22 protein-coding genes are annotated in these 24,978 nt (G+C 42.3%); 13 read left to right on the top strand and 9 right to left on the bottom strand.

All coding sequences use genetic code 11. The annotated features are described in order from the left end of the window. Positions 1–492: 492 nt before the first annotated feature. Together CDC33_RS25325 and prfC are read right to left on the bottom strand one after the other, a co-directional pair. Positions 493–2,775, bottom strand: a complete 2,283-nt coding sequence (locus CDC33_RS25325; RefSeq protein ID WP_109011260.1) for a M48 family metalloprotease — start codon at positions 2,773–2,775, stop codon at positions 493–495. A 201-nt stretch (positions 2,776–2,976) separates the two neighbouring features. Beyond that, positions 2,977–4,605 carry a peptide chain release factor 3 gene (gene prfC, locus CDC33_RS25330; RefSeq protein ID WP_109011261.1) on the bottom strand — a complete coding sequence of 543 codons (1,629 nt, stop codon included), beginning with the start codon at positions 4,603–4,605 and terminating at the stop codon, positions 2,977–2,979. Positions 4,606–4,726: 121 nt separating this feature from the next. Between prfC and CDC33_RS25335 the strand changes: the two genes are divergently transcribed. Both CDC33_RS25335 and hemB read left to right on the top strand, forming a co-directional pair. Continuing rightward, a complete protein-coding gene (locus CDC33_RS25335) occupies positions 4,727–5,086 on the top strand; it encodes a DUF4870 domain-containing protein (protein ID WP_109011262.1) in 360 nt (119 codons plus the stop codon). Between the two features lie 411 nt (positions 5,087–5,497). Beyond that, positions 5,498–6,478, top strand: coding sequence for a porphobilinogen synthase (hemB, locus tag CDC33_RS25340; protein WP_109011263.1), 981 nt, complete (start codon positions 5,498–5,500; stop codon positions 6,476–6,478). A gap of 643 nt (positions 6,479–7,121) precedes the next feature. Here the strand turns inward: hemB and CDC33_RS25345 are convergent. Beyond that, positions 7,122–7,355, bottom strand: coding sequence for a hypothetical protein (locus CDC33_RS25345; RefSeq protein ID WP_109011264.1), 234 nt, complete (start codon positions 7,353–7,355; stop codon positions 7,122–7,124). Between the two features lie 160 nt (positions 7,356–7,515). Between CDC33_RS25345 and CDC33_RS25350 the strand changes: the two genes are divergently transcribed. After that, positions 7,516–9,660: an NAD(P)/FAD-dependent oxidoreductase gene (locus CDC33_RS25350; RefSeq protein ID WP_109011265.1), complete on the top strand. Its 2,145-nt coding sequence runs from the start codon at positions 7,516–7,518 to the stop codon at positions 9,658–9,660. A 56-nt stretch (positions 9,661–9,716) separates the two neighbouring features. Here the strand turns inward: CDC33_RS25350 and CDC33_RS25355 are convergent, their stop codons facing one another. Next, entirely contained in the window at positions 9,717–11,270 is a 1,554-nt protein-coding gene (locus CDC33_RS25355) for a hypothetical protein (protein WP_109011266.1), read from the bottom strand. A 743-nt stretch (positions 11,271–12,013) separates the two neighbouring features. On the opposite strand from CDC33_RS25355, the gene CDC33_RS25360 reads away from it, so the two are divergent. Continuing rightward, positions 12,014–12,415 (top strand): RNA ligase family protein, encoded by a 402-nt coding sequence (locus tag CDC33_RS25360; RefSeq protein WP_369694396.1) that lies wholly within the window; start codon positions 12,014–12,016, stop codon positions 12,413–12,415. A gap of 66 nt (positions 12,416–12,481) precedes the next feature. Here CDC33_RS25360 and CDC33_RS25365 read toward each other — a convergent pair whose 3' ends face one another. The 3 genes from CDC33_RS25365 to CDC33_RS25375 all read right to left on the bottom strand — a co-directional run bounded on the left by CDC33_RS25365 (position 12,482) and on the right by CDC33_RS25375 (position 16,076). Continuing rightward, positions 12,482–13,981: an Ig-like domain-containing domain gene (locus CDC33_RS25365; RefSeq protein WP_109011267.1), complete on the bottom strand. Its 1,500-nt coding sequence runs from the start codon at positions 13,979–13,981 to the stop codon at positions 12,482–12,484. Positions 13,982–14,075: 94 nt separating this feature from the next. Continuing rightward, positions 14,076–14,849, bottom strand: a complete 774-nt coding sequence (locus tag CDC33_RS25370) for a TIGR03943 family putative permease subunit (protein ID WP_109011268.1) — start codon at positions 14,847–14,849, stop codon at positions 14,076–14,078. Positions 14,850–15,023: 174 nt separating this feature from the next. Beyond that, complete coding sequence (locus tag CDC33_RS25375; RefSeq protein WP_109011269.1) at positions 15,024–16,076, bottom strand: permease; 1,053 nt, start codon at positions 16,074–16,076, stop codon at positions 15,024–15,026. A gap of 1,230 nt (positions 16,077–17,306) precedes the next feature. Here CDC33_RS25375 and CDC33_RS25380 point away from each other — a divergent pair. Next, positions 17,307–17,897 carry a Uma2 family endonuclease gene (locus tag CDC33_RS25380; RefSeq protein ID WP_109011270.1) on the top strand — a complete coding sequence of 197 codons (591 nt, stop codon included), beginning with the start codon at positions 17,307–17,309 and terminating at the stop codon, positions 17,895–17,897. A gap of 192 nt (positions 17,898–18,089) precedes the next feature. On the opposite strand, the gene CDC33_RS25385 is transcribed toward CDC33_RS25380, so the two are convergent. Next, entirely contained in the window at positions 18,090–18,872 is a 783-nt protein-coding gene (locus tag CDC33_RS25385) for an ABC transporter ATP-binding protein (RefSeq protein WP_109011271.1), read from the bottom strand. Further along, the gene (locus tag CDC33_RS25390; RefSeq protein WP_109011272.1) at positions 18,862–19,995 is read right to left on the bottom strand and encodes a branched-chain amino acid ABC transporter permease; all 1,134 of its coding nucleotides are present in this window, start codon (positions 19,993–19,995) and stop codon (positions 18,862–18,864) included. The genes CDC33_RS25385 and CDC33_RS25390 overlap by 11 nt, the downstream gene beginning before the upstream one ends. A 202-nt stretch (positions 19,996–20,197) precedes the next feature. On the opposite strand from CDC33_RS25390, the gene CDC33_RS25395 reads away from it, so the two are divergent. From CDC33_RS25395 to CDC33_RS25430, 8 genes are all read left to right on the top strand, one after another. After that, on the top strand, positions 20,198–20,395 hold the full coding sequence (locus CDC33_RS25395) for a hypothetical protein (RefSeq protein WP_109011273.1): 198 nt from the start codon (positions 20,198–20,200) through the stop codon (positions 20,393–20,395). 68 nt (positions 20,396–20,463) lie between these two features. After that, complete coding sequence (locus CDC33_RS25400) at positions 20,464–20,721, top strand: cytotoxic translational repressor of toxin-antitoxin stability system (protein ID WP_109011274.1); 258 nt, start codon at positions 20,464–20,466, stop codon at positions 20,719–20,721. Positions 20,722–20,977: 256 nt separating this feature from the next. Continuing rightward, on the top strand, positions 20,978–22,564 hold the full coding sequence (locus CDC33_RS25405; RefSeq protein ID WP_109011275.1) for a glucose-6-phosphate isomerase: 1,587 nt from the start codon (positions 20,978–20,980) through the stop codon (positions 22,562–22,564). 334 nt (positions 22,565–22,898) lie between these two features. Then, positions 22,899–23,216 (top strand): hypothetical protein, encoded by a 318-nt coding sequence (locus CDC33_RS25410; protein ID WP_109011276.1) that lies wholly within the window; start codon positions 22,899–22,901, stop codon positions 23,214–23,216. Continuing rightward, on the top strand, positions 23,213–23,575 hold the full coding sequence (locus CDC33_RS25415; protein ID WP_109011277.1) for an aspartyl protease: 363 nt from the start codon (positions 23,213–23,215) through the stop codon (positions 23,573–23,575). Before CDC33_RS25410 ends, CDC33_RS25415 begins: the two co-directional genes overlap by 4 nt. 225 nt (positions 23,576–23,800) lie before the next feature. Beyond that, a complete protein-coding gene (locus tag CDC33_RS25420) occupies positions 23,801–24,118 on the top strand; it encodes a hypothetical protein (RefSeq protein ID WP_109011278.1) in 318 nt (105 codons plus the stop codon). A 41-nt stretch (positions 24,119–24,159) separates the two neighbouring features. Then, on the top strand, positions 24,160–24,477 hold the full coding sequence (locus CDC33_RS25425) for an aspartyl protease (protein ID WP_244919432.1): 318 nt from the start codon (positions 24,160–24,162) through the stop codon (positions 24,475–24,477). Between the two features lie 234 nt (positions 24,478–24,711). After that, positions 24,712–24,978 (top strand): ribbon-helix-helix domain-containing protein, encoded by a 267-nt coding sequence (locus tag CDC33_RS25430; protein ID WP_109011279.1) that lies wholly within the window; start codon positions 24,712–24,714, stop codon positions 24,976–24,978.

Here is a 24,978-nt window from a genome sequence, read left to right on the forward strand (position 1 = left end):
GTCGGGATCAAGCTTGTTTAATCTAAAGGCCCACACTATGGTGAGCTAATAACACCTTAATTTTAAGAATTGTAAATTTAATAGCCTATTGCCTGCTAAAATACACGCTTTCTTCCATGCCTTTTTTCGCAGAATCAAATACCATTCCTTACATTACCACGGTATTTTCTACGTAGCTAGTTTAGCGCATACATTTCCGACATTAGTATTACTGCATTGTAACATAAAACACATTTTTTTTTTCAAGGGAGCATATTTTGAAACAAAAACCAGCCAGTGGCTGGTTAATCTCCTGCTGTGTTGGGAGGATAAAAGGTATGGAGCGGGGAAAAAAGCATCCGAATCTACAACTAAGCTGTAGTGCTGAGTTATATCGCTTGCTATTGTTTGTGTAAATAAATGTAACATTTTTCAAGAAAACCTGCAACTTTTGTTTACATTCCGATTTGTCCAAAGTCCAATTGCTAATGACTAATGACTAATGCCCAATAACTAACTAGTGAGAAAAATGTATGCGCCCCAAGCCTGTGCTGCAACTGCTAAAAAAGTAGACCAAATGGGATGAGGGCTATGAATGGTTTTACCACTTTGAGTTTCCAGGGTTTGGATATCGATCCAAGGTGTTGCTCCTCGGCGGAACCAACCTGTGACGATAATTTGTCTACCAATTAGATCCTGGTGACTAACTAGCTGTCCTAACCAAGAAACATGGTGTAATTTCACTAAACCTGCGCTTGATTGAAGGATTAAATCTTGCGCTAGGGAGTTGCTAGTGCCTTGACGACCTAATAATTTACCTACAAGACACACGCTGATACTATCAATTGGTAAGGCGGAAGGGTCAGCTAACAGGTTGGGTAGATAATCGTCAGTTTGCACAGTGGCAGGTTTAATATCGGGGAAGAAAGAATTAATCCGTACCAGTGTACCTATGCTAAAGCCAATCAGAAGGGAGCCTGTAATTAAAGACCAACCATCGTATCCCCACTTTAAATTTAAAAATAACTTGAGTGCGAATACTAATTGCCAGGCTAGGTAGAAGAAACCTGCAAACAAAACTCCTAAAGGAAGTCCCAACCAGGGAGCGATTTGTAATAAGAAAGATTGACGCTTAACTTTTGATGGTTCGTTAGCAAAATGTAGTTCAGTGTCTAGATGCCAGTGACGGGCTATTTGGCAGAGGCGTTCGATGCGATCGCCCATCAAGGGATGACTATTATTAATCGTAAACCATTGGCGATAGGGATTGGCAATATCCCACTTCAAAAATGATTCAAAAGATAGATTGCTGGCAATAGTGCCCAAAGAAAGGCTCTGTTGGTGGCTGACTGGTGTCAGGAGATTTAAGCTTTCTAGTTGCCAACTTGTCTGTTCCTCTTTTTGGATATCTGCTGCAATGCCAATGGCGATTTTGAGTAAAGCGCGAATCAGGGCATTGGGATTACCAGTAATTTCAGAGGCGACGCGATCGCTATAATAAAGCCGCAACCGCGACAACCACAATGTAGTCCCAGTCAGCAAACACCAAATTCCATAAATAATACTAGCCAGAATTGCCACCGGCGATCGCCAAATTTTCCCCGATATTTTGTCTCCCCAGTTTGACACTTGCTGATATAGCTGATGAATTGGTAGTGTCACCAGCAGTAACAAAGACATCACAGCAAAATCCCAGTGAGCAATATGCCCTAGCTGTGTGGCGTAAATAATGGCGATTTCATCATCAGCTAGTTGCTCTAATAGCCCCTGACTTACAACAATCCTGGCATTACGTGGTAAACTACCATAAGTTAGGATAATTGGTGCAGCCGTTGGTAAGATCCGCAGTTTGGGTAACGGCCAGTGCCTCTGTTGGCAACAACGTTGTAGCACCCGAACAGCTTCGCGGCTATGGGCATTCAATACATCTTTAGAAAATTCTCGCTGACCATACAAGTTCGCCAGTAGCAAATCCAGCAACCAAGGTGATACTCCGATTAAAATCACCAATACTATTAGCAACAATTTAGTGGGGTCGCTGTATAAAAGCTGCAATGGCTCTAGATAAGGTAGTTTAACTAAAGTCTGGTTGATGAATCCCATTGCGAACTTGAGCATTTCTCGGATCACCCAAAACAGAGCAATGAATGTTCCTGCTGTTAGCAACCGTAAAGGGATTAATTTCGGTTTGCGTAGGGGTTGCCATGCTCTGGCGCGTTGTGCTTGTCGCCAATAAATAACGCCGAATAATTTAGCTTGGGTGCGGGTAACAGAACCCATGAAGCCGCTTAATGGCACAGATCCTGCTGCTGGCAATGGTGTCGCTACTGTAGCTTTGAGTTTAGCTAGTGGCACCATCGCCGGGGTATCATTGCTCTTAGTTTCTATTACTTGATCTTTTGCTTCCTCTAATGTCGGAGTTTCCGGGGGAGTAACTGGGGTTGAATCTGGCGTTGAATTTGGGGTTGAATTATCAAAAGCAACAAATCCAGTTTCGACATTTTTTGCTTCTCGATCGCGTTTTTGACGTTTTGTCAGGTGTTCGAGAGCGCGTGTTGCCCACTCTTGAACTTGCGGATTGTTACTCTCAATGAGATTCTGAGAAATAGCGATCGCTTTGGAGGCTTCTCCAATCCGTGCATAAGCCATCACTAAACCAACCTGGGCTTGTAAGCTAGCAGTACCATTACTTTGGCTGCTAGCAATAGGTTCTAGTTGAGCGATCGCTGTTTGGTAATTTCCCTGCTTGAGGGCAACTAAACCAGCCTCCAAAGACGGTTTGGCATGTGAAGGCATACAAATTCTGGCACTCCAATCTCTTCTAAATGATCCACGTTTGTGCAAAAGCGCGAACCTCGGATGCCGTGGAAATCAACCGCGCCCAAGTTTTGCTTGTCAAGTGAATGATAAAGATTGAATTCAGGAGTCAGGAGTCAGAATTCAGTTAGCTATTTTGTAGGACTAATTCTGAATTCTAGATTCTGAATTCTGTATTCTTCATTCTTCCACTGGTTGTTGACTAGAAAAAACTGGAGCGATCGCGCTTAATTTTAACTCTGGATGGTCGCCCAGTAATTGTTGACAATTCCATTCGTTGCGGAATAGCAACACTGGTCGTCCCATACTGTCTTTAACTGTAGTGGTATTGAATATTCGTCCCACTTTTTCTAATGCTTCCCAACCACCCTCAACCCAACGGGCGACACTGTAGGGCAATAAATCTAATATGGTTTCTACACCATACTCATTTTGTAAGCGAAACTGTACCACCTCGAATTGCAACTGACCCACCGCCGCCAAAATTGGATCGCGCTTGGCTTCATCAGTTGAATACATAATTTGCACAGCACCTTCTTCTCGCAATTCCGCAACGCCTTTTTGGAATTGTTTAGACTTCGAGGGGTTGGGATTCCTCAGAGATGCGAACAGTTCCGGCGAGAAATACGGAATCCCCTCATATTCGAGCTTTTGTCCCGTGTAAATTGTATCCCCGATCGCAAAAACACCAGGATTGTTCAAACCGATCACATCGCCAGGATAAGCCACATCAATCGATTCTCGCTCTTGAGCAAAGAGTTTTTGCGGGCGAGAAAGACGGATGAGTTTACCAATGCGAGCGTGATTCACCATCATATCTTTTTCAAACTTGCCAGTGCAAACCCGGATAAATGCGACGCGATCGCGATGTTTCGGGTCCATGTTCGCTTGCAGTTTGAAGACAAACCCCGAAAATTCTGGATATGTAGGGGGAACTTCGCCAACACTGCTGTAGTGAGAACCGGGTTTGAGGGCATACTCTAGGAAATACTTGAGGAATAACTCTACACCAAAGTTAGTCATGGCGCTACCAAAGAACACAGGCGTCATTTTGCCTTCGTGTACCAGCTGTAAATCTAACTCTGGCCCAACTCCTTCTAACAGTTCCAGATCATTTTTCAGTTGGTAGTACAGGCTTTGTTCTAGCTGCTCTTCTATTCTCGGATCGCCTAGTTCCACTATCGTATCACGGGCTTCTCGGCTGCCGTGGGCGCTGCGTTCAAAGAGGTGAATTTGTTGCTTGTGTCGATCAAAAACACCTTTAAAGCGATCGCCCATACCAATCGGCCAATTTACTGCATAGGTTTGCAATCCCAATTCTTGCTCAATCTCATCCAAAAGTTCCAAAGGTTCTCTTCCTGGGCGATCGAGCTTGTTGATAAATGTAAAAATTGGGATACCCCGCAACTTACACACTTCAAACAATTTGCGGGTTTGGGGTTCTAGACCTTTTGCCGCATCAATCAACATCACTGCATTATCGGCGGCGGCCAGAGTGCGATAAGTATCTTCACTGAAGTCTTGGTGTCCCGGTGTGTCTAATAAATTTATCTGACAGTCCCGATATTCAAATTGCAACACTGTGGAAGTAATAGAAATACCCCGTTGCTGCTCCATCGCCATCCAGTCAGACGTAGCCTTACGCTGTGCCCGTCGCGCCTTAACCGCCCCAGCTTCGTGAATTGCACCTCCGTACAGGAGGAGTTTTTCTGTTAGTGTAGTTTTACCTGCATCAGGGTGAGAAATAATCGCAAAGTTGCGGCGAAGTTCAACTGCTTGAATAAGTTCAGACTGAAGTTCAGTAGACATAAGTGTATTTGTTTGTTAGTTAGCTTAATTTTTTTTGATGGTAAGTCTTTTAATCTTAAGACAACGATGCTCGTGATAGGGTCGTAATATAACCAACAATCTGACCAAATAGGAGAAAGCAATGTACGACACAGATAAGCGAAAGCTTCTATCCGTCTTGTCTCATGGAGCCATTTTTCTCAGCACAACATTGATATCTGTAGGTATACCTATCGCCATACTGTTCGTATCTGATGATCCTGTTGTTAAAGAAAACGCCAAAGAATCCATTAATTTCCACTTCAACGTCTGGCTTTATGGAGGAATTCTCGGAGCGCTGTTTTTTCTATTCGGTTGGTTAGTGTTACCTCTATTATTGCTGGGGCCATTAGCCGGTCTGGGATATATATTGCACTGGGGATTAACAATTTGGGCGCTCATCAAAGTTTTCAGCAATCCTGATATACCCTTCCGTTATCCCTATATTTTCCGAGTTTTTTAATACAAATTATCATGGGGCATCGGGCATCGGGCATAAGGTCATTGGTAATTGTCATTTATTTACCACCAAGTACAACATCTTATTAATTCGTAGCGAATTCTCTGCGTGCCTCTGCGTTTACCTCTGCGCCACTTTGCGTTTAAATTTCAACCTTCAATTCCCCACGATTTTACCAACAGACAGTCTTATCATTTTGAATGCGTGAATTGCTTACTATGTTGTTTTTTTTCCAGCCCGTCGGATAGATGCAACCAAGCTGTAGAATACAAAATTGCCCCACAACTTGATTAAGAGTAGGGCAAAGGACAGTTAAGCACTGTTTGTAGTCTGTCTGACGGCAGGAAAATTTTAGCCTGCTTTTGTGACGCTTTGTTTTGTGTCCATTTGCGTTGTTTTTCTTCATAAAATTTTATGTTTCCTACACATCGCCCCCGTCGTCTGCGTACTCATCCTCAACTGCGTCGGATGGTTCGTGAAACTGTTTTGACAACAAGCGATTTAATTTACCCATTATTTGCTGTACCGGGTGAGGGAATCGCTAACGAAGTAAAATCGATGCCCGGAGTCTACCAACTTTCGGTAGATAAAATTGTCGAAGAGGCAAAAGAAGTTTACGACTTAGGAATTCCTTCTATTATTTTATTTGGGATTCCGGCTGATAAAGATGTGGATGCCACTGGCGCTTGGCATGATTGCGGTATCGTCCAAAAAGCTGCGACTGCGGTAAAAGCAGCAGTGCCCGATTTGATTGTAATTGCTGATACTTGTTTATGTGAGTACACCAGTCACGGTCATTGTGGTTATTTACAAACTGGTGATTTAACAGGACGAGTTTTAAATGATCCAACTCTGGAATTGTTGAAAAAAACAGCAGTTTCGCAAGCGAAAGCCGGTGCTGATATCATTGCGCCTTCTGGAATGATGGATGGCTTTGTCCAGGCAATTCGTCAGGGTTTGGATGAAGCCGGATTTCAAGATACGCCGATTTTGTCTTATGCTGCTAAGTATGCTTCGGGTTATTATGGCCCATTTCGGGATGCAGCAGACTCGACACCACAATTTGGGGACAGAAGAACTTACCAAATGGACCCAGGTAACGCCCGCGAAGCGATTAAAGAAATTGAACTGGATATCGCTGAAGGTGCGGATATGCTCATGGTTAAGCCAGCCTTGGCATACATGGACATTATCTGGCGGGTGAAGGAAGCGAGTAATTTACCAGTTGCGGCTTACAATGTTTCTGGTGAGTATGCGATGGTAAAAGCTGCGGCTCTCAATGGTTGGATTGATGAGGAGCGCGTGGTTATGGAAACTTTAACTGGGTTTAAACGAGCTGGGGCAGATTTGATTTTGACCTACCATGCTAAAGATGCAGCGCGATGGTTAAAGTAGGGATAAAGGCTGGCTAATCTTACAAGCTGGTCAAACTTTGCTTGAGAGGCGGGGTGGACACCGTGAACATCTGCTGCAAGATGTACCAATGGATTTATAGGAACGCTCGAACAGTAAGAAAGCGATCGCTCAATATCTTAACAAGCGCCACCCATGACCTATTATCCGCAGTATAAGCGGATAGTAGGTTCTTATTTATATCCAAACTGACGCAGTAGATTGTTAGAACTGGAGTATTTAAGACTCAGCGCGTCGAGAGTATCAACGATAGTAGCAACTTTGATAATTCTGAAGCAGGTAGGACTTCTTTAATAATACTTATCTATATACCTCTTTGATGCTTGTTTTTGTGGTTATCATTGTTTAAAATCTCCAAATCCCTTGGAATGCATAACACCACACTTCATTTTTTTTACGTCTCAAAATTTTAATTTGATAAGAATGCCTAGTGCCCAGTGCTGATATGGTTAAGTTAGTGGCTTCTGTGCCCTAAATGCAAAAATAGCAACCCAATTGCCAATTCCAGACATGTTACTCCTATACCTAAAATACGTAGGCGCAGTCCGCCGCAGGCATCGCCAATATTTAGGTGCAGACCTAGAAATCTAATGCTGCGACAAAAACTTCATTATTATGCAAGGTTTTAGGAGAAATTTTCCCAACATTGGGCAACTAATTGGCTCAACCAGCGACGTTGTTGCTGATCCAGCAGTGGATCATCTGCTAGCAACTGAGCGGTTAATTCTTCCAAAGACTGACCCTGAGCGCGGACAATTTTAATAACTCCAGCGATGGCACTGGCAACTAGTTCTTCATCAATCGGCTGTTGTCGTAAGGCAATAATTTCCTGGGGACTGTCTGGAATGGGATAATTCATGGCGTGGGTTTACAGAAATAAAAAATGAACAATAAATTTGACAAATTCTTAAAATTTCTTCACTGAATCTTTACGAAAGTAATAGGGCGGAGTTTACCTTACTTTGTGCCTTCATAAAATCTGTCTTAGTGAGTAGATTGATCGGAGATGTCAGGAAACGATGAGAGAAATTCTTTATTTAGAAGTTCCAACTTCGGATATAGCAACTGTGCGTAACTGGTTACAAACAGATTTTGAACCCGGAAATGGAGAAAAAGTGCTTACCTCGGAAGGCTTTCGCCTCAAAATCCCCACTGCAACTACAACTGCTACCGGGACTATTTCCGAAAACTTGCCTGCGGAACTTTCGGTATTTGTCTGGTCGGTGCAACGAACTACCTATCTGAAAGTGTTTCGTTGGGCAGAACAACCCTTTCCTAAAGAGGGACAGATTTTGCAACGCCTAACCAAAGAAATCAGAAGCCGTTTTCCGCATCATTACCCAGAACCACCAGCAATTGATTTATCTAAGCAATCGATTTTTGAAGCACTAGGCTCTGCTTACCCCCTCACCGTCAAGTATTTTCAGAAAATGCCTAACGGTGAATATGATCTAACGCGTGCCTACTGGTGGGAACAACGATGGCGCGAAGGAGTACGGAATCCGCAACAGCCGCGTCAGGTGGTGTTTTCCAGTCAAGGGGATAAGGGACTGGGGACTGGGGACTGGGGAAAAGATAATCCCAATACCCAATCCTTAATCCCTAATCCCCACTTCGACATCATCTACATCGGTGGCGCACTAGGCGCGATTCATGCAGCACTGATGGCAAAACTCGGATATAAAGTTCTGCTGGTGGAACGAATGCCCTTTGGGCGGATGAACCGAGAATGGAATATTTCCCGCGATGAGATTCAAAGCTTAGTAAACTTGGGTTTACTCACCCCTGCTGAGTTAGAAACCATCATTGCCAGAGAATACAAAGACGGATTCAATAAGTTTTTTGACGCTAATAATCCCTACTCACTGCGATCGCCCGTCCTCCACACACCCACAGTCCTAAATTTAGGCTTAGATTCCGAAAAATGGCTCCAAATGTGTGGGCAAAAACTGCAAGCGGCAGGCGGTGAAATCTGGGATGAAACAGAGTTTATCCGTGCAGATATTGATATATCACAAGTACTTTTGAAAGTCAAGCATTTACCTAGTCAGGTTGAAAAGCAAGTAAGTGGACGACTGTTAATAGATGCAATGGGAACTGCATCGCCCATCTCTTGGCAATTAAATGGTGGTCGTGCTTTTGATAGTGTATGTCCGACGGTGGGAGCGGCAATTGAGAGCGGATTTGAGCCGCAAGTATGGGATTCGCAATATGGGGACGTTCTTTACAGTCATGGGGATATCTCGCGGGGAAGACAGTTAATTTGGGAACTGTTTCCTGGGGCAGATGATGAACTAACAATTTATTTATTTCATTACCATGAGGTGAATGCTGAAAATCCCGGTTCCTTGCTAGAGATGTACGAGGACTTTTTCACGATTTTGCCAGAGTATCGCAGGTGCGATATGGACAAATTGGTGTGGAAGAAGCCGACATTTGGATATATACCGGGGCATTTTAGTGTGGGAAGTAGCGATCGCACAGTTGCCTTTGATCGATTGATTGCGATCGGTGATGCTGCATCACTCCAGTCTCCCCTCGTCTTTACCGGCTTTGGTTCGCTAGTTCGCAACTTAGAGCGTTTAACAACCCTGTTGGATACTGCTCTCAAACATGACTTGTTGAGTTTCCGCCACTTGAACCGAATTCGCGCTTACCAAAGCAACGTTTCCGTGACTTGGCTATTTTCCAAAGGCATGATGGTGCCTACTGGGAAATTTTTACCACCCCAACGGATTAACTCCATGCTCAACACCTTCTTTGGATTGTTAGCAGACGAACCCCAAGAAGTAGCAGATAACTTCATCAAAGATAGGTGTGATTGGTTAACCTTTAATCGGCTAGCACTCAAAGCAGCTAGAAGAAATCCTGCCTTACTTTTATGGATTTGGGAACTTGCTGGCCCCAGAGATTTAGGGCGATGGCTTGGTAGTTATTTCAACTTTGGTCGTCATGCGTTAATTAGCTCTTTGCTGAGTCCGTGGTTCGGGCGCTTCTTGAACCAGGTAGGTTTTTGGCTAGAACCCCGGAATCCGGGATTGTGGCTGTGGTTATTGGCGATTAATTATGCGATCGCCACAGGCAAACCGCGATCGCGCGCTCAAGTCGAAAAAGCCAACCCAGAAGCCATAATTCCGAAGTCAGAAGTAAGAATTAGTCATTAGTCATTGGTCATTAGTATTGGACAAATGACTAAGGACAAATGACAAATGACGACTAACTATTGACTCTTGGGGCGAAAATTTGGTAGTTCCACAGATGCCAATGATTTACGCCCCTTGGGTGGACGCTGGGGATAAACCACTGGTGAAGGTGAACTTGTATCATTGGTGTTATCACCTAATGACTCTAGAGGCAAATCAGTTGCCGAAAATTCCAACTGTGTCACTTGTGATTCTGACCAGTAATCTTCAGTTCCTTCAGGCGGCGTCTCAGTATGAGGTGAAGTAGAAGAAACTGGTAAGTCATTGGCTGGTGAGACTACAGAATCTATTGTCCAAGAAGTGGAGGTAGTTGTAGTAGGATGATTAATTTCTGCTGCCAACTGCTCTTCCTGTGGATTTTCTAATTCTTCATTTTCTTCTAGGATTGTTGCTAAAGTCTCCCAGATAGGTGCATCACTCTGATTACTATCCACATTCGTTTTTGGCGCAGGTGGTGGTGATGCAGATGCAGGCTGGGAGGTGAAAAACATTTGGATGAGACTATCTAATTGCTGATCTAAATTTGATGACCCAGAAGTTGAAACAGCTTCCGGTGTCTCTGGTGGTTCATCAATTTTTGGAGGAGGGGCGGATTCTGTTGGTGTTGACGAATCTTGCTTAACTGACCAGTTCCAAGAAGATGATGGCGTCGGAGTCGGTTCATTTCTTTGGAATGGAATTGGTGCTGACGGTTCGCCCCAAGAATTATCTAGATCATCACTCTGGGATTCTGGTTCTGCTGACCAAGGTTGAATTGGTTGGGCGTTAGGAAACAAAGATCGAGCTTTTCTAGAGAATCTTCCTTGCCCACTAGTTATGTCTTTGGGATGTTTTGCAGTATCTTCTAAGGAGTCATAGTTAGGAACCGATGTATCTAAACATTTTTCCAAAGCTGCTTTAAATTGCAGCGTTTGGCGTTGTTGTCGCATCAGTCTAGTACGTAACTCTCGACAAACAGTTTCTGATTGCAATAACTGCTGAGACTGTTCGCTGCTGTTCGTGTGTAACAACGTACATTCTCGCTCTAACTGAGCAAGGCGTTGTTGGCTGATTTGTAGCTGTGCTTTATAACTTTCGGTGAGAATTTCCTGGCGTTGAACAGTTTGTACAGCAGTTTCTAATTTTTGAAATAAGGATTTTATTTGTTCTTGAGCCGCAGCCAGTTCTTGAGCGTGTTGGTTGAGCATCGACTCACTAACGCTAGAACGCGTTTTCTGCCACTGCAAAACCTTTTCTGACTCAGCTAGGTTGTCTTTTAGCTGCTCCACTTGTTCATACAAATTATTGTTAGCTGCACGCAATTCTTCGTTCAATGCCAGCAGGTTCTGAAATTCTGAGTCAATAAGTGCTTGTTTGCCGCTTTCAGGCTCTGCAACCCAGTCTTGCTGGGTGGTATCTTTTGAAAATTGTGTATCTTCAGCTGGCATGAGGAGTGGCAGTTTGTTGACTGTCATATTGTCATTAGGCACAACTGAGTAAAACGGACAACTCGCCTGCTCCGATTGTGGCGAATTAGCAGAATTTAGGGATTCCATCACAACCCCCTTGTTTGAGGTGTTAGCTTCATTCATCACTCTTGACTCACCTGCTTAAAAATATTCAGCAGTGCTGGCATTAGCATTGCTTATCAACTGTGTCTAATCAGGGTTTGCTCTAGAAGCTAAGTTTAACTCTCTCCAAGCGCCAGCAATTAATCATCAATTGGTGTTCCCTATTTTGTATCTAGACTGATGCCGTTATAACACTATGATGCTCTTGGCCGTCAAGAAGAGACGGAAGGGGAATTTAGTCCGCCTTTGGGGATAGGCGGCAGAGAAGAGAAACCCGATGCTTAAAAACTAAACTGTGTTGGCTGATCAAGTTTTTCTATATGAAAAAACTGCCTCACCATATAAATTATTGTCTATAATCGCATCCACCTTAATATATAAAATAAAAATGTATTAAGGATTACATTTTTATGCTGAGTCTTTTATTACTTAGGATAGATGTCAGTACAAGTATCTACTGTTAACCAATTATTCTATAGGATTTACGCATTGACAGAGATAACTAACTGCGAGTTAGCTCTAGTTACAAGGCAGAGCCTTGTAATGCTCTTGTAGAAAGTAGAGGCTTCTAGTTTTACGGGAGCAGAGCCTGGGAAATAGGCAGAGTAAGACTTTTAGGTTAAAAAGCTAACCATTCACATGATGGTCAAAATGTAAGGTACTTAAGTACTATTCTGTTATTTTGGGCGATCGCTATTTCATGTCAGCAAACAAACAAGAGCTTCTGCTAGACCTGAAAAATTAAGCAACCATGATAATTACGGATAAATACGTATGAAGCTTTCCAAAAACTTCCACCAGGAACTCAGATTTTTGGGGAAATCTACGGTGTACAAGATATCAAATATGGCTTGAATAATGGCAATATTGGAATTGCTATATTTGCTGTGCGTCGTGGTAGTCATTTTCTCAATTACAGCGATTTTGTGGTTTTTTGCGAGGAATTTGCTTTACCGAGAGTGCCTGTGCTTTATATCGGTGCTTACACTTGGGAAGTAGTGTCTCAGTTCAATAATGCTAATAGTGTAGTCAGTCCCAATTGCATTATGGAAGGCGTTGTTGTGCAACCGATCATTGAAAAAACGCATCCAGAAATAGGTAGAGTAGTCTTGAAGTTGATTAGCGATCGCTATCTGCTCCGTAAAGATGGAACTGAACTTCATTAAGTTCAACTTGAGTTTTGGTGGCGACACCTTAACTGAACTTCCGAAATCGACTTACAAATTATTCTCTCAAGGTAGCCACCGGGGTCGAAATCCGGTTAAGGGGAGTTGTTCTGGTCTAATTTCAACAGTCGCAGCATCAGCGATGGGCAACAAAGGCATTAACCACAGACTACTAGTAGCAATAACATCTCCATCATCAGTTTTTAAAGTGTTTGTAGGTAATGATGCTGGGGGGTTTGTCTGCGGTACTACTTGATCAAATAACAAGCCCAAACCATCAGATGATAAACTCATTTGCACATTTCGTTGAGCGGGAGGCAGTACTAGCAGTGGTTTCTGTTGACCAGTTTTTAGATCAATTGCCACCACATAAGGCTGTTCTATGTATTGTTCCTTTGATACTAGCTGTGTCAGCAAGCAATAGAGAGTGGGTGAGGCAATATCAAATTGGCAGCTGAGAATTGAGCCTGTTGTTTTTAATAGTTGTTTCTGCACACCTTGGTTTGTTACTAAAAACAAATCTCGTGTGTAATCTGTATTAAACTTTACCATCGCTGCTTGAGAGCCATCTTTAGAGAAAGCCTGTACCAAACCAAACTGCGGCAGAAAATCTAGAGGTTTCCTGGCATCACCTTGCAGTGGTAGGATAGCTGCTCCCTGTCCTTGGGCAACTGCTACGGCTTGACTATCTGGTGTAATCATAAAGTCTCCCCCAGGTTGACTTTCCAGACGTTTAGGGGTGGGTTTTTCTGCTGAACCGTTACTGGTTGCTGGCATAAACCATAGTCCAAAGTCGCCGGGATTAGTTTTATTGCCCCGTTGAATCACAATAGTTTGCCCATCAGGTGATAAGTCAAATTTCAGGTTTTGATAATCTTTACTATCTAAAACTAAGTCAACTTTGCCTGCTGGTTCTACTTCTTGTCCAGATTTACCAGGAACGCCTGTTGTCACTGTGTACAGTTGGGCTGAAAGTAAGTCTTGGTTCTTAGCCGCGCGAGCCGAAAATAAAATTTTCCCACCATCAGGAAAGGCCTCAAAGTCCATTACTATCAGGTCTTGAGGGGTAAGTAGCCTTTTTTGCTCTTGGGTTAAGTTGTAAAGAACTAATCGTCCTTGTTCTTCTTTATCGGTTCCTATGTAAAGGATGACGCGATCGCGTGTCCGAAAGGTACCAACAAAGGGCTGTATTACCCGATTTCTGCCTTCCTGCTGGGCAAACTTATCTTTGGCTCCCTGTAACTGCACTTTATAATTTGTGCCATAAGGTGCTGGTGTTACCAGTGTATAAACCATCCGTCGCCCAGCCCAACTGAATTTACCTGCTAGGGGTGGCTCGATTTTCAAGTTATCCTCTACGCTTTTTACTTCCATTGGGCGGCTGAAAGTAAGGGTGAAAGAATTATCTTCTGCCCCAATTTGTTGATTTTGCCAGGTAAAGTCCCGGACACGAGCAGTCACCACATCACCTTGCAATATAATTAACCCAATCAGCACACTCAGCAGTAGCATTAGTGCGATCGCTATCCGATCTAGTGGTTGGATAAATACTTTAGATTTTGTCATTGGTTATTGGGCATTGGGCATTGGGCATGGGGCATGGGGCATTGGGCATTGGGCATCTACAAATGACAAATGACAAAGGACAAATGACTAATGACTAATAACTATAAGGATTCTGCGGTTGAGGAATCTTTTTGAGAGAGGTAGCGGCAATGGTGAGTTGGCGTTTACCTGCCAAATTTTCTGTTACCATTTGTCCTTGTACTTCCAACCAGGTATCAGGGGAATAAGTTTCTTGATTGTTTGGGAGTTTGACGGGTAATCCCACAGGGTAAGCATCTGCTGCACAGCAAGTTAAGACAAATCGCGCTAAGAACAAATATTCTTTTCCGATATCTGGCGGGTGGATAACAAATCCCTCTACCTTGACTTTTTGCCCTGTATATGTATCTGGTTCTGGATAGACATTGACAGTGCGTACCCAGTCTACAAGCGATCGCTCCTCTGGAAGAACAGTAGCTCGAAAGGCTTGGGGTTTAACGCGTGTACTTCCCAATAAATCAGCCGTCACACCCCTTTGGAGTGCTTTGTCACTAGCAAAAACTTGCGGTGTAATGATAAAACCTAGAATCGCTGTAATTAACAATAAAGTACTACCCCAACCAGGGGGAAATAAACTAATATGCTGGTTATTTGACGTAACATCACGGCGACGCCGTTGCCAAAGTTCCTGCATTTTAAATAAACCAATAATGATGAAGCAGATACCAGTCACGACCGCCAACCAAATGTAATTTGGGTGAATTAACAGGTTCAGCTTGTTAGTTAGCCAATATCTCAACATCAAAATTCCCCAAGCTGTAATTGCTAGAGCATCCAGCCAAGGGAGTAACAAATTAGGAATTTTAGATTTGGGATTTTTGTTAGTCATTGGTCATTGGTCATTAGTCATTAGTTATTAGTCATTGGTCACTTGTACTGAGCGACTTGCCTTGAGCGTACCCCTGCGGGGAAGCAAGCTACGCGTAGCGTCTCGAAGAGAAGTCGAAAGGAGTCGAGTATTGGTTCTTAACAATTGGACTTTAGACAAATGACAAATAGTTTTTTAAAAGACGTGCAAATTCAGAAACAGGGTGAATACAAATGTCAATTGTGCTGCTAAAGTAAATAAGTAAAAAATCGTTTTGGGTTTAAAAATAGATAACATCAAACCAACACTTTTGATGTCAATCATTGGGCCAAACACCAGAAATGCCAACAATGAACCACTGCTAAAGGTTGAGGCAAAAGATAGTGCAAAGAAAGAATCGACTGTAGAACAGATTGACACCACTACTGCTAATATCAGCATGACCACAATTGAAGTAATCGGCCCAGCACCTAAACTGAGAATTAATTCACGGGGAGCTAGTACTTGAATAGCAGCAGCGATCGCACTTCCTAAAATCATCACTCCGCCTAATTCTCGCAATTCTTGGATGCTATTATCCACAACTAGGCGCAGTTTAGCTGCAAGCGGTTTATCGGAGGTAGAGATTATGGTAGGTGGTACTAAATTCGAATCTATCCGCAGAGGTATACCTGCTTTTCCTCCTAAGATATAAGTCCCGGATTGTAACAGATTCGGTACTGTTGCTTCTTGTTGTACTTGGGAACGTTTACCACGGCGCTTGGTTTGGGGCTGTGTGGGTGGATTATACTTCATATACCGAGCGATCGCAGGTTGGACTATAGGATTTAAGTCCTTTTGAAAACTGAAAACAAAACCGATAATTGTGGCAATTGCAAGAGAAAATACGACTCGTAAGACTACTATTTCTGGCTGATCTCGAAATGCTGTCCAAGTTGACCAAATTACAACTGGGTTAATTGTTGGTGCTGCTAGCAAAAAACCAATTGCGACTGGTGTGGGTACTCCCTGAATTAGGAACCGCCGCGCTACTGGTACATTCCCGCACTCACACACCGGAAATAAAAAGCCGATCATGCTGCCAACTAAAGCGCCCAGCAAAGGATTTTTGGGCATTTTTTCTACTAATTTGCGCTCATCAACAAAAAACAGCAGCAAACTGGAGAATAAAACCCCAAGAAGCAAAAAAGGCATCGCCTCGACTAGCAGACTTAGAAATATAGTAAAACCATTGTTCAGTTGATTCATGGGCGTCGCAGTCAAAAGCGGTTTTTAGTTTTAGGGTTCTGCCTAGTCATTCTATCGAAATGGGGATCAAAAGCAGTTCGGGAAAATTAAACATTATTAAGTAGCAAGTTATCCTACGTTTCAAGTACCGTTTAAGCGCTGTAAACCTTTGCTTCAGCCAAGATAGTGATATTTACCTGAGTGCATTTACTGACGATGACCATTTATAAGATTGTCAAAGTTCAGAAATTGTTCGGCTCTAGATGGCAAGTAGCTGCATAGATGATTTGAAATTACCTATGTTTATACTTACAGTAATTTGCTGGAGAAGATATTAGCTCGGCTGGATTTTCATCAAGGATTCACAATTTGGGGTAGGCATAGCCCGTCGTAGACATCGCTCTTGGTTGCTACCATCATTGAATTTGGCTAGTTATGGCAAAATGTAATCTAAGCTCTGGTTGATTTTTTACTATAAAAACTCTAAAAATGCAAGATTAAAGTTTAGCAAATACCGGAAATGATTGGGGAAATCTTTCGGCGTTAGCGATCGCCTGAATCTCTACATGACGTGAAAAGTCAAGCAATAGCGAGTCAAAGAAGAGGAAAGGGGCACAGGGAGAACCCGATAAATAAATTAGACATCTCCAGAAATTAATTATGCGTTACCTGAAACCCTTGTAAAGACCTTGCAATGCAACGTCAAAACAATTCATTTTCACCAGATGTCTATTTATTAGCTCTGAAACCCTATTGTATTGGGCACTTGTAGTGAGCAAATCATGCCGAGCAAAGCCGAGATAAGTCGTAAAGCCTGCGGCATAGCTACGCTTAGAGCGCAGCCTCTCCAAGAGTTGTATTAGGCATTGGGTAAAGAGGAGGCAGAAGTTCTCTAATTTTGAATTTTCTTAGCGTAGCGTCTTGTAGAGAGCGTCATTTTGAATTGATTTCTCTCCCCGCTTCTCTACCTCTCTGGTGACTAACCCTTGGAAGAAGCATCAAAATCTGAGTAAGGCAAGTATATCCCCGTTTGACCAGGCAAAAAACCGCGTTAAATTAATAGCACAAGCAGTAGCAATATGCTGTAAATGTGTATTTGCCAGTCCAAAATTTGGTGATGACGTTCAACAAGTGCCGTATATTCGTCACGAGGTCGCAACTTCATCTTTCGAGGAGCAGTTTTAGCAGAAGTACAATTAATCCTTACTGCTTTAGCCGCACAATAACCGCACAATTATAGGTTGTCTTTTTATGCAGTTAGAAATACAAAAATTCTATTACACACCTGAAGAGTATTTAGATATTGAAGAAAAAGCAGAATATAAAAGCGAATACCGTGATGGAGAAATTGTACCAATGACGGGTGGCACTACAAATCATAATAAAATTGCTTTGAATTTAGCGGCATCCTTAAAAATTGCTTTAAGGCGTAAAAATTATGATGTTTATATTGGTGATGTGCGTTTGTGGATACCTCGTTATCGGCAGCATACCTATCCCGATGTGATGGTGATTGAGGGACAGCCTATTTATACGGGAACCAGCACAACAACGGTTATGAACCCGATGTTAATTGCTGAAGTTTTATCTAAATCGACTAAAAATTATGACCAAGGCGATAAGTTTCTTTATTATCGCTCTATTCCAGAATTCAAGGAATATATTTTAATTGACCAATATCAGTATCATGTTATGCAGTATGTAAAAACTGCGGAAAGTCAATGGTTATTTACTGAACTTGAACATGAATCTGCAATTTTATCACTGCAAACGATTGATTTTCAAATTGAATTGCGCGACCTTTATGAGCAAGTAAATTTTGCAGAAAATAACGAAGATTAAACCAATTCGCAATTCGCAATGGGCTAACGCCCCGCTCCGCTAACGCAATTCGCAATTACGTTTTGTGACGGAGATTTAGACCCGTTTTATAGCTTACTCCAACTTTCTTTGCGTAATCAGATAATTTCATATACCCATATTACAGTTATTGGGTATATATGGGTATAAAATCAATGAATATTTACAACACTACTATTTCCCTAGATACGCTTCTAAAACTTTGGGATTAGTTTGAATTTCTGTGGGTGTACCATCAGCCAAATTCTGTCCTTCAGCAAGTACCCAAACACGATCGCACAATGACATAATCACATCCATATTGTGTTCGATAATCAAGAAAGTCATCCCATCTTGACGGTTCCAAGTGAGAATGCGATCGCAAATATCATCAATCAGTTTCGGATTCACACCAGCAGCTGGTTCATCCAACAAAATTAACTTGGGATTAGTCATCAACGCCCGTCCCATTTCCAGCAGCTTGCGTTGTCCACCAGACAAGCCACCAGCATAATCGTGTGCTTTTTTTGCCAAACCCACCGATTCTAATAGGAACATTGCCCGCTCTTGTAGTTCCTTTTCTTCCTTAGCTACAACGTGCGGTTGTAACTGCACCTGCCAGAAATTTTCACCAGTTTGTTTTTGCGCCGCCAGCAGCATATTTTCTAACACCGACAACCGCGAGAGAGTCCGTGCAACCTGAAAAGTGCGGATAACTCCTTGTTGGGCGATTTGATATGGTTGCAAGTTGTGAATCGGTTCGCCGTCAAAAATTACTCGTCCCTTATCTGGGCGAATGAAGTTTGAAAGTAAGTTAAATAAAGTGGTTTTACCAGCACCATTGGGGCCAATCAAGCCCGTAATGCTGCCTTTAGCAACTTCGATTTTCGCCTCATTAACTGCTTTGATACCACCAAAGCTTTTAGAAAGGCCAGTGGCTACCAAAAGGGGAAGTGGCGATGGCTGGTTATTTACCAAGAGTAAGTTCCTCCTTTTTCCCTAAGATACCTTGAGGTCGCCAAATCATTAGTATCATCAAAATTAGTCCGATTACCATGATCCGAAATGCACCCAAACGGGCTTCATCAAGGGGGACGATTTTGGGTAAGATTTCCCGCGTCAGTGCATCGTAAGCAAAGAAAATTACCGCACCTAAGATTGTGCCAACATTTTTTCCAGAACCACCTAAAATCACCATAATCCAAGTGTCAAAGGTAATCTGCGGTTGGAAATTATCAGGGTAAATGGCGCTAAGTTGCCAAGCGAAGAAAGCACCAGCGATACCTGCGATCGCACCCCCTAACATGAGAGATTGTAATTTATACCAAAAGACATTTTTTCCCAGTGCCTTGGGAATTTCTTCATCTTCTCGGATGGCTTTGAGAATTCTACCCCAAGGCGATCGCACCAAAATTTCTAATCGCCAGTATACAAATGCTAAAACCAACAGCAACACCAGCATTAAACCCGCTTTTGGATTGTAATTATATAATCCGATTACCCCAGAAATATAAATCGCTGCTGCCAAAACTGCTAAAAAAATTCCCACACCCAAACGTGATGCAAATTCTTGTTTGCTAGTTATCCTTTTGCCTAAATCAGTAGTCCGAGATATTTGGGTGGTGCGAATCCATCGCCACAATGTAAAGAAAGTTACAGCAGCCAGCAGTGTCAAAAGCCCAATCATCACTAATCTGACAAATAAATTCGGCTCTGTAGATAGGGGTATAGGATAACTTTGTACACCAAACGCCCCAGAAGTCCAGGTGTCACCCACAGGTAATTCCTGATTATTTACTATCAAACGAATTAATTCGCCTGTACCAATAGTGACAATTCCTAGATAATCTTCTCGTAAGCGTAGAGTTACAAAACCAATTATCAAACCCAACAAAGCGGCGACAATTGCCCCAGCTAGTGCCGAGATTGGTAGGGGTACGCCCTTTAAGCTTAACAATACGGTTGTATATGCTCCAAGGGTCATGAAAGCAATATGACCAAAGTTAATTAACCCCGTAAAGCCCCACTGTAAATTGAGTCCTAATGCAAATAGAGCAAAAAGTGCTGAAGAAATTGCTAAGAAAATGAGATAGTCAACCATATTAAATAGTTATTTGGGAATGGGGCATGGGGCATGGGGCATTGGGCATGATGCATTGGACATGGTTATTTTCCTTGTCCCCCCTGCTCCCTGCCCCTCTGCCTCTTCTCCGGGCGAATAAATTTTAGCGTAGCTTGAGCGTAGCTAATTTTATGGGAATACTATTTATTGTTGGTGTTTGCTGGTAGGGAGTAGTTGACGTATGAATTTGCTGCGACTGAGAATGCATCACTTAATCGAGCAGTTAGCCGATGAGGATTTGCAAAACATTTGGGATGTTCTCGAAGCTTTACATTGTGACTTTTATATGCTTAAAGCGATACAACAAGTCAAGCGATCGCAGCAACCGTGGGATATCTTAACCCATGAAGAAGCGGTAAGACTGTTGATGTTTTTCTGATTCAGCAGCGCTTTCAACTCAGCACTCTTTTGGTGGCCCCCCTCATGTTTTGGTTAAGGTAACGCCTAGTGACTCTGGAAATGCGCTATGCAAGGTCTTTTTTGCTAGACCTGAAGAATTTAGAACCTGCCGCCTACGAGCGGGTGTATGATTTTGTGTTTACTGAGTTAGCCCAAAAGTGGCAGTTGAGCGATTTAAAAGAACTGCGACAGCTTGATAGTGAAGGCATTTTTCACCGATTTACCCTCGATAATTACTTGATTGGTATAGAAATTAGGGGTGAAATTGTGAAATTTCTGCGTGTCATCCCTATGCCAGATGTTTAAAGTGAAGAGTCAATCAATTTTGGATTTTGGATTTGTTCTACCCACGTTCGCTTTCTTGGCACGTTCGCGGTAGCGTCTGGTAAAGAAGTGCGGGGCATCAACCGAAATAATTTTTAATCTAAAATCTAAAATCTAAAAACTAAAATTGGCACGGTCAAGGGAACACTGAAAACTGTAAACTGTATAAGGCTAGGCAGGGATCGCTATAACCTTACATTAAACTGGTTTTGAAAAACACTTTATTTGAGATTTCCCTATGGATGCTAGGGCACTTTGGCAACGATACCAAAACTGGTTATATTTCCACGAGGGATTGGGACTGTACTTAGATGTGAGTCGAATACGGTTCGATGATGCCTTTGTGGATTCGTTGCGGCCGAAGTTTGACAAGGCGTTTGCGGATATGGCTCAACTGGAGAAGGGTGCGATCGCAAATCCTGACGAGAATCGCATGGTTGGACACTACTGGCTGCGAAATCCTGATTTAGCGCCAACTCCAGAACTTACACAAGAAATTGTCCAAACCCTAGAACAAATCGAAGCTTTTGCGGAAAAAGTTCAAACAGGTGCTATTCATCCTCCCAGAGCAAGCCGCTTTACGGATATTATCTCCATTGGCATTGGTGGTTCCGCCCTCGGCCCCCAATTCGTCGCGGAAGCTCTCGCTCCTGATTTCCCGCCCCTGAAAATTCACTTTATCGATAATAACGATCCGGCAGGTATTGATCGCGTTCTCAATCATCTACGAAATAGCCTCGCCAGCACTTTGGTTTTGGTAATCTCCAAATCTGGGGGAACACCGGAACCTCGCAACGGCATGATTGAAGTTAAAAAAGCCTACGCCGGACACAATTTGGAATTTGCTCAATATGCGGTAGCAATTACCAGCGTTGACAGCAACCTCGATAAACTAGCCAAAGACGAAGGTTGGCTGGCCAGATTTCCTATGTATGACTGGGTAGGAGGACGCACCTCAGAAATGTCTGCTGTGGGGCTAGTACCAGCCGCATTGCAGGGCATTGATGTTCGTGCCATGCTAGATGGCGCAAAAGAAATGGATGACGCTACCCGCGTCTCAGATGTGAAAAATAACCCAGCAGCCTTACTTGCATTGTCTTGGTACTTTGCTGGTAACGGAAAGGGCGAAAAAGATATGGTTGTCTTACCTTACAAGGACAGCTTATTTTTATTCAGTCGCTATTTGCAACAGCTAGTGATGGAATCCTTGGGTAAGGAAAAAGACTTAGATGGTAACGTTGTCCATCAAGGAATTGCCGTTTATGGCAACAAAGGCTCAACAGATCAACACGCTTACGTCCAGCAGTTGCGTGAAGGTGTAGCGAATTTCTTTGCTACTTTTATCGAAGTGTTGGAAGATCGTCAAGGCCCATCCACTGAAATAGATCCGGGAGTTACATCAGGCGATTATCTTTCTGGTTTTCTCCAAGGAACCCGACAAGCGCTTTATGAAAATCACCGCGATTCGATTACAGTCACGATCCCCCAAGTTAACCCCCGAACTGTAGGGGCATTAATTGCTTTGTATGAACGTGCTGTTGGTTTATACGCTAGCTTAGTCAACGTCAACGCCTACCATCAACCAGGCGTAGAAGCTGGCAAAAAAGCAGCCGCCTCTATTCTCGATTTGCAAACACGAGTGGTAGCAGTGCTGCAAAAAGAAAAAGCTCCCATTTCTCTTGATGAACTTGCAGAGAAAGCAGGCGCATCAGAGCAAATTGAGGCAATTTACAAGATTTTGCGTCATATCCATGCCAATCAGCGAGGTGTGGTTTTGCAAGGTGATCTTCAGAAACCCGGCAGTTTAACTGTTTCTGCTAGCTGATAGCTCTAGTCTAAACATCAGATTTTGTTCATTAATTGTTGTATCAGCAACAATTTTTTATTGTGAAGCATCCTAGATAGAAGATATATCTTCAGTCTAGGATGCTTCACTGTATAATTCGCAATTCGTAATTGAAGGACAGAGGAACTAATTGCTTGCCCTAACATAAAGTTAAGGCAGCATCAATTAAGTAGGATTAAGACTATGGCTGAATCAACTGCAAAACAACCTGCACGTCAGGGTAGAATTTTCCCAGAACGTAAAGTAAAAGCGATCGCTTTTATCTTTCTGTAAAATAAAGTTAAGCCAGCATCAACAAATAGGGTTAATTACTATGACTGAATCAACTGCAAAACAACCTGCACGTCGAGGCAGAATTTTTCCAGAACGGACTTTATCACCAGAAGAACTTGCTAGACGTAAAGCTGAACGAGAGGCATTTCATAAGCTTTGTCGGGCTATATTTGAGCGTGTACGTCCAGAATATATCGAGAAAAACTATGGTTGGTATATTGCAGTAGAGCCAGATAGTGGAGATTATTTCATTGATGAAGATATAGAAATAGCTCATAGAAAAGCCCTTGAGAAGTACCCAAATGCTGTACACTGCGTTTTTTGCCTAAATGAAACTGGAGCAACTGGCAGAATATGATTCAGGGTGCATTTGGTAGTAAAGGACAGCTATTTTTTCAAATTGATTTGATTACATGTGATGGGTTAAATCTGCCTGTGGATGCCATGCTTGATACTGGCTTCACAGGCTTTATGGCAATTAATAAACAAGATTTAGATAGTCTTGACTGGGTTTATATGGGGAATGAACCTTTAAGAACTGCACAGGGAGAAATTATATTTGACAGATATTCAGGTAAGGTTTTATTGAATGAACAGGAGTATGAGATTCCTGTTTATGCCGGGGATGAAATTACTGAAGTTTTGTTAGGTTCAGAGTGGCTAAAAATTCTGCCGTTGGTGGTTAATTATCAGGCTGGTATATTAAGTTTAGGATAACTGCGATGCCTACGGCTAGCTACGCTTACGCACTTCAGTTATTTTTAAACGAACCGCATTCGCGCAGCGTCTCGTTAGAGAAGGACGCAAAGAGCGCGAAGGTGAGAAAAGAGATGTATTGTACTATATTAGTTAATAGATAAATCGCCAAGAAAGTAAAAGCGATCGCCTTTATCTTTCTGTAAAATAAATTTAAGCCAGCATTAACAAATAGGGCTGATTACTATGACTGAATCAACTGCAAAACAACCTGCACGTAGAGGCAGAATTTTTCCAGAACGTACTTTACCACCAGAAGAACTTGCTAGACGCAAAGCTGAAGATGAGGTATTTTATCGCCGTTGTCGGGAAATTTTTGAGCGTGTACGTCCAGATTTGATTAAAGAACACTACGGCTGGTATATTGCAGTAGAGCCAAATAGTGGTGATTACTTGATTGATGCAGATAGAATGCAAGCTCATAAAAAAGCGCTTGAAAAATACCCAAATACTGACCACTGTGTTTTTTGTTTTAATGAAACAGGAACCACTGGCACAATATGATTTAGGGTAAATTTGGGGAAAAGAGTCAACTATTTTTTGAAATTGATTTAATAACTGATGATGGATTAAATTTGCCTGTGGATGCCATGTTAGATACTGGTTTCACAGGTTTTCTGGCTATTAACAAACAAGATTTAGATAGTCTAGACTGGTTTTATATTGGTAAGGAAACTTTGCGAACTGCACAGGGTGAAACCTTGTTTAAAATATATTTAGGCAAGTTGATATTAAACGAACAAGAGTTTGAAATCCCTGTTTATGTAGGGGATGAAATTACAGAATTTTTGTTAGGTTCAGAATGGCTAAAAATCCTGCCATTGGTGGTGAATTATCAGGCTAATATATTAACTTTGGGATAACTGCGATCGCAGTTATTTTTAAACGAACTGCATTCGCGCAGCGTCTCGTTAGAGAAGAACGCAAAGAGCGCGAAGGTGAGAAAAGAGATAGATTGTACTATATTAGTTAACAGGTAAATCGCGGAGAAAGTAAAAGCGATGCCTACGGCTGGCTACGCCTACGCTATTCAATTAATCTAATTTTAAATATTGTTAGAATAAAGTTAAAGCTACCAATGAACTAGAATATAAATCATGAATATCCAAATTAAACCTGAACTAGAGCAAATTATCCAAGCGCAAATTGCTACAGGTAGATATGCAAATCCTGAAGAAGTGATTAGTAAAGCATTGAAGTTGCTATTAGAGTGGGAAAAAGGTTATCAACAGTGGGTGGAAGAAACACGCGAAAAAGTTGAAGTTGCTATTGAGCAACTGGATAGAGGGGAAGGTATTAATGGAGAAGTTGTAGTTGAACAATTGCGAAATAAACTGCGTAAAGCTAGAGAATTACAAGAATAA

The organism is Nostoc commune NIES-4072 (assembly GCF_003113895.1).
Lineage (GTDB): Bacteria > Cyanobacteriota > Cyanobacteriia > Cyanobacteriales > Nostocaceae > Nostoc > Nostoc commune.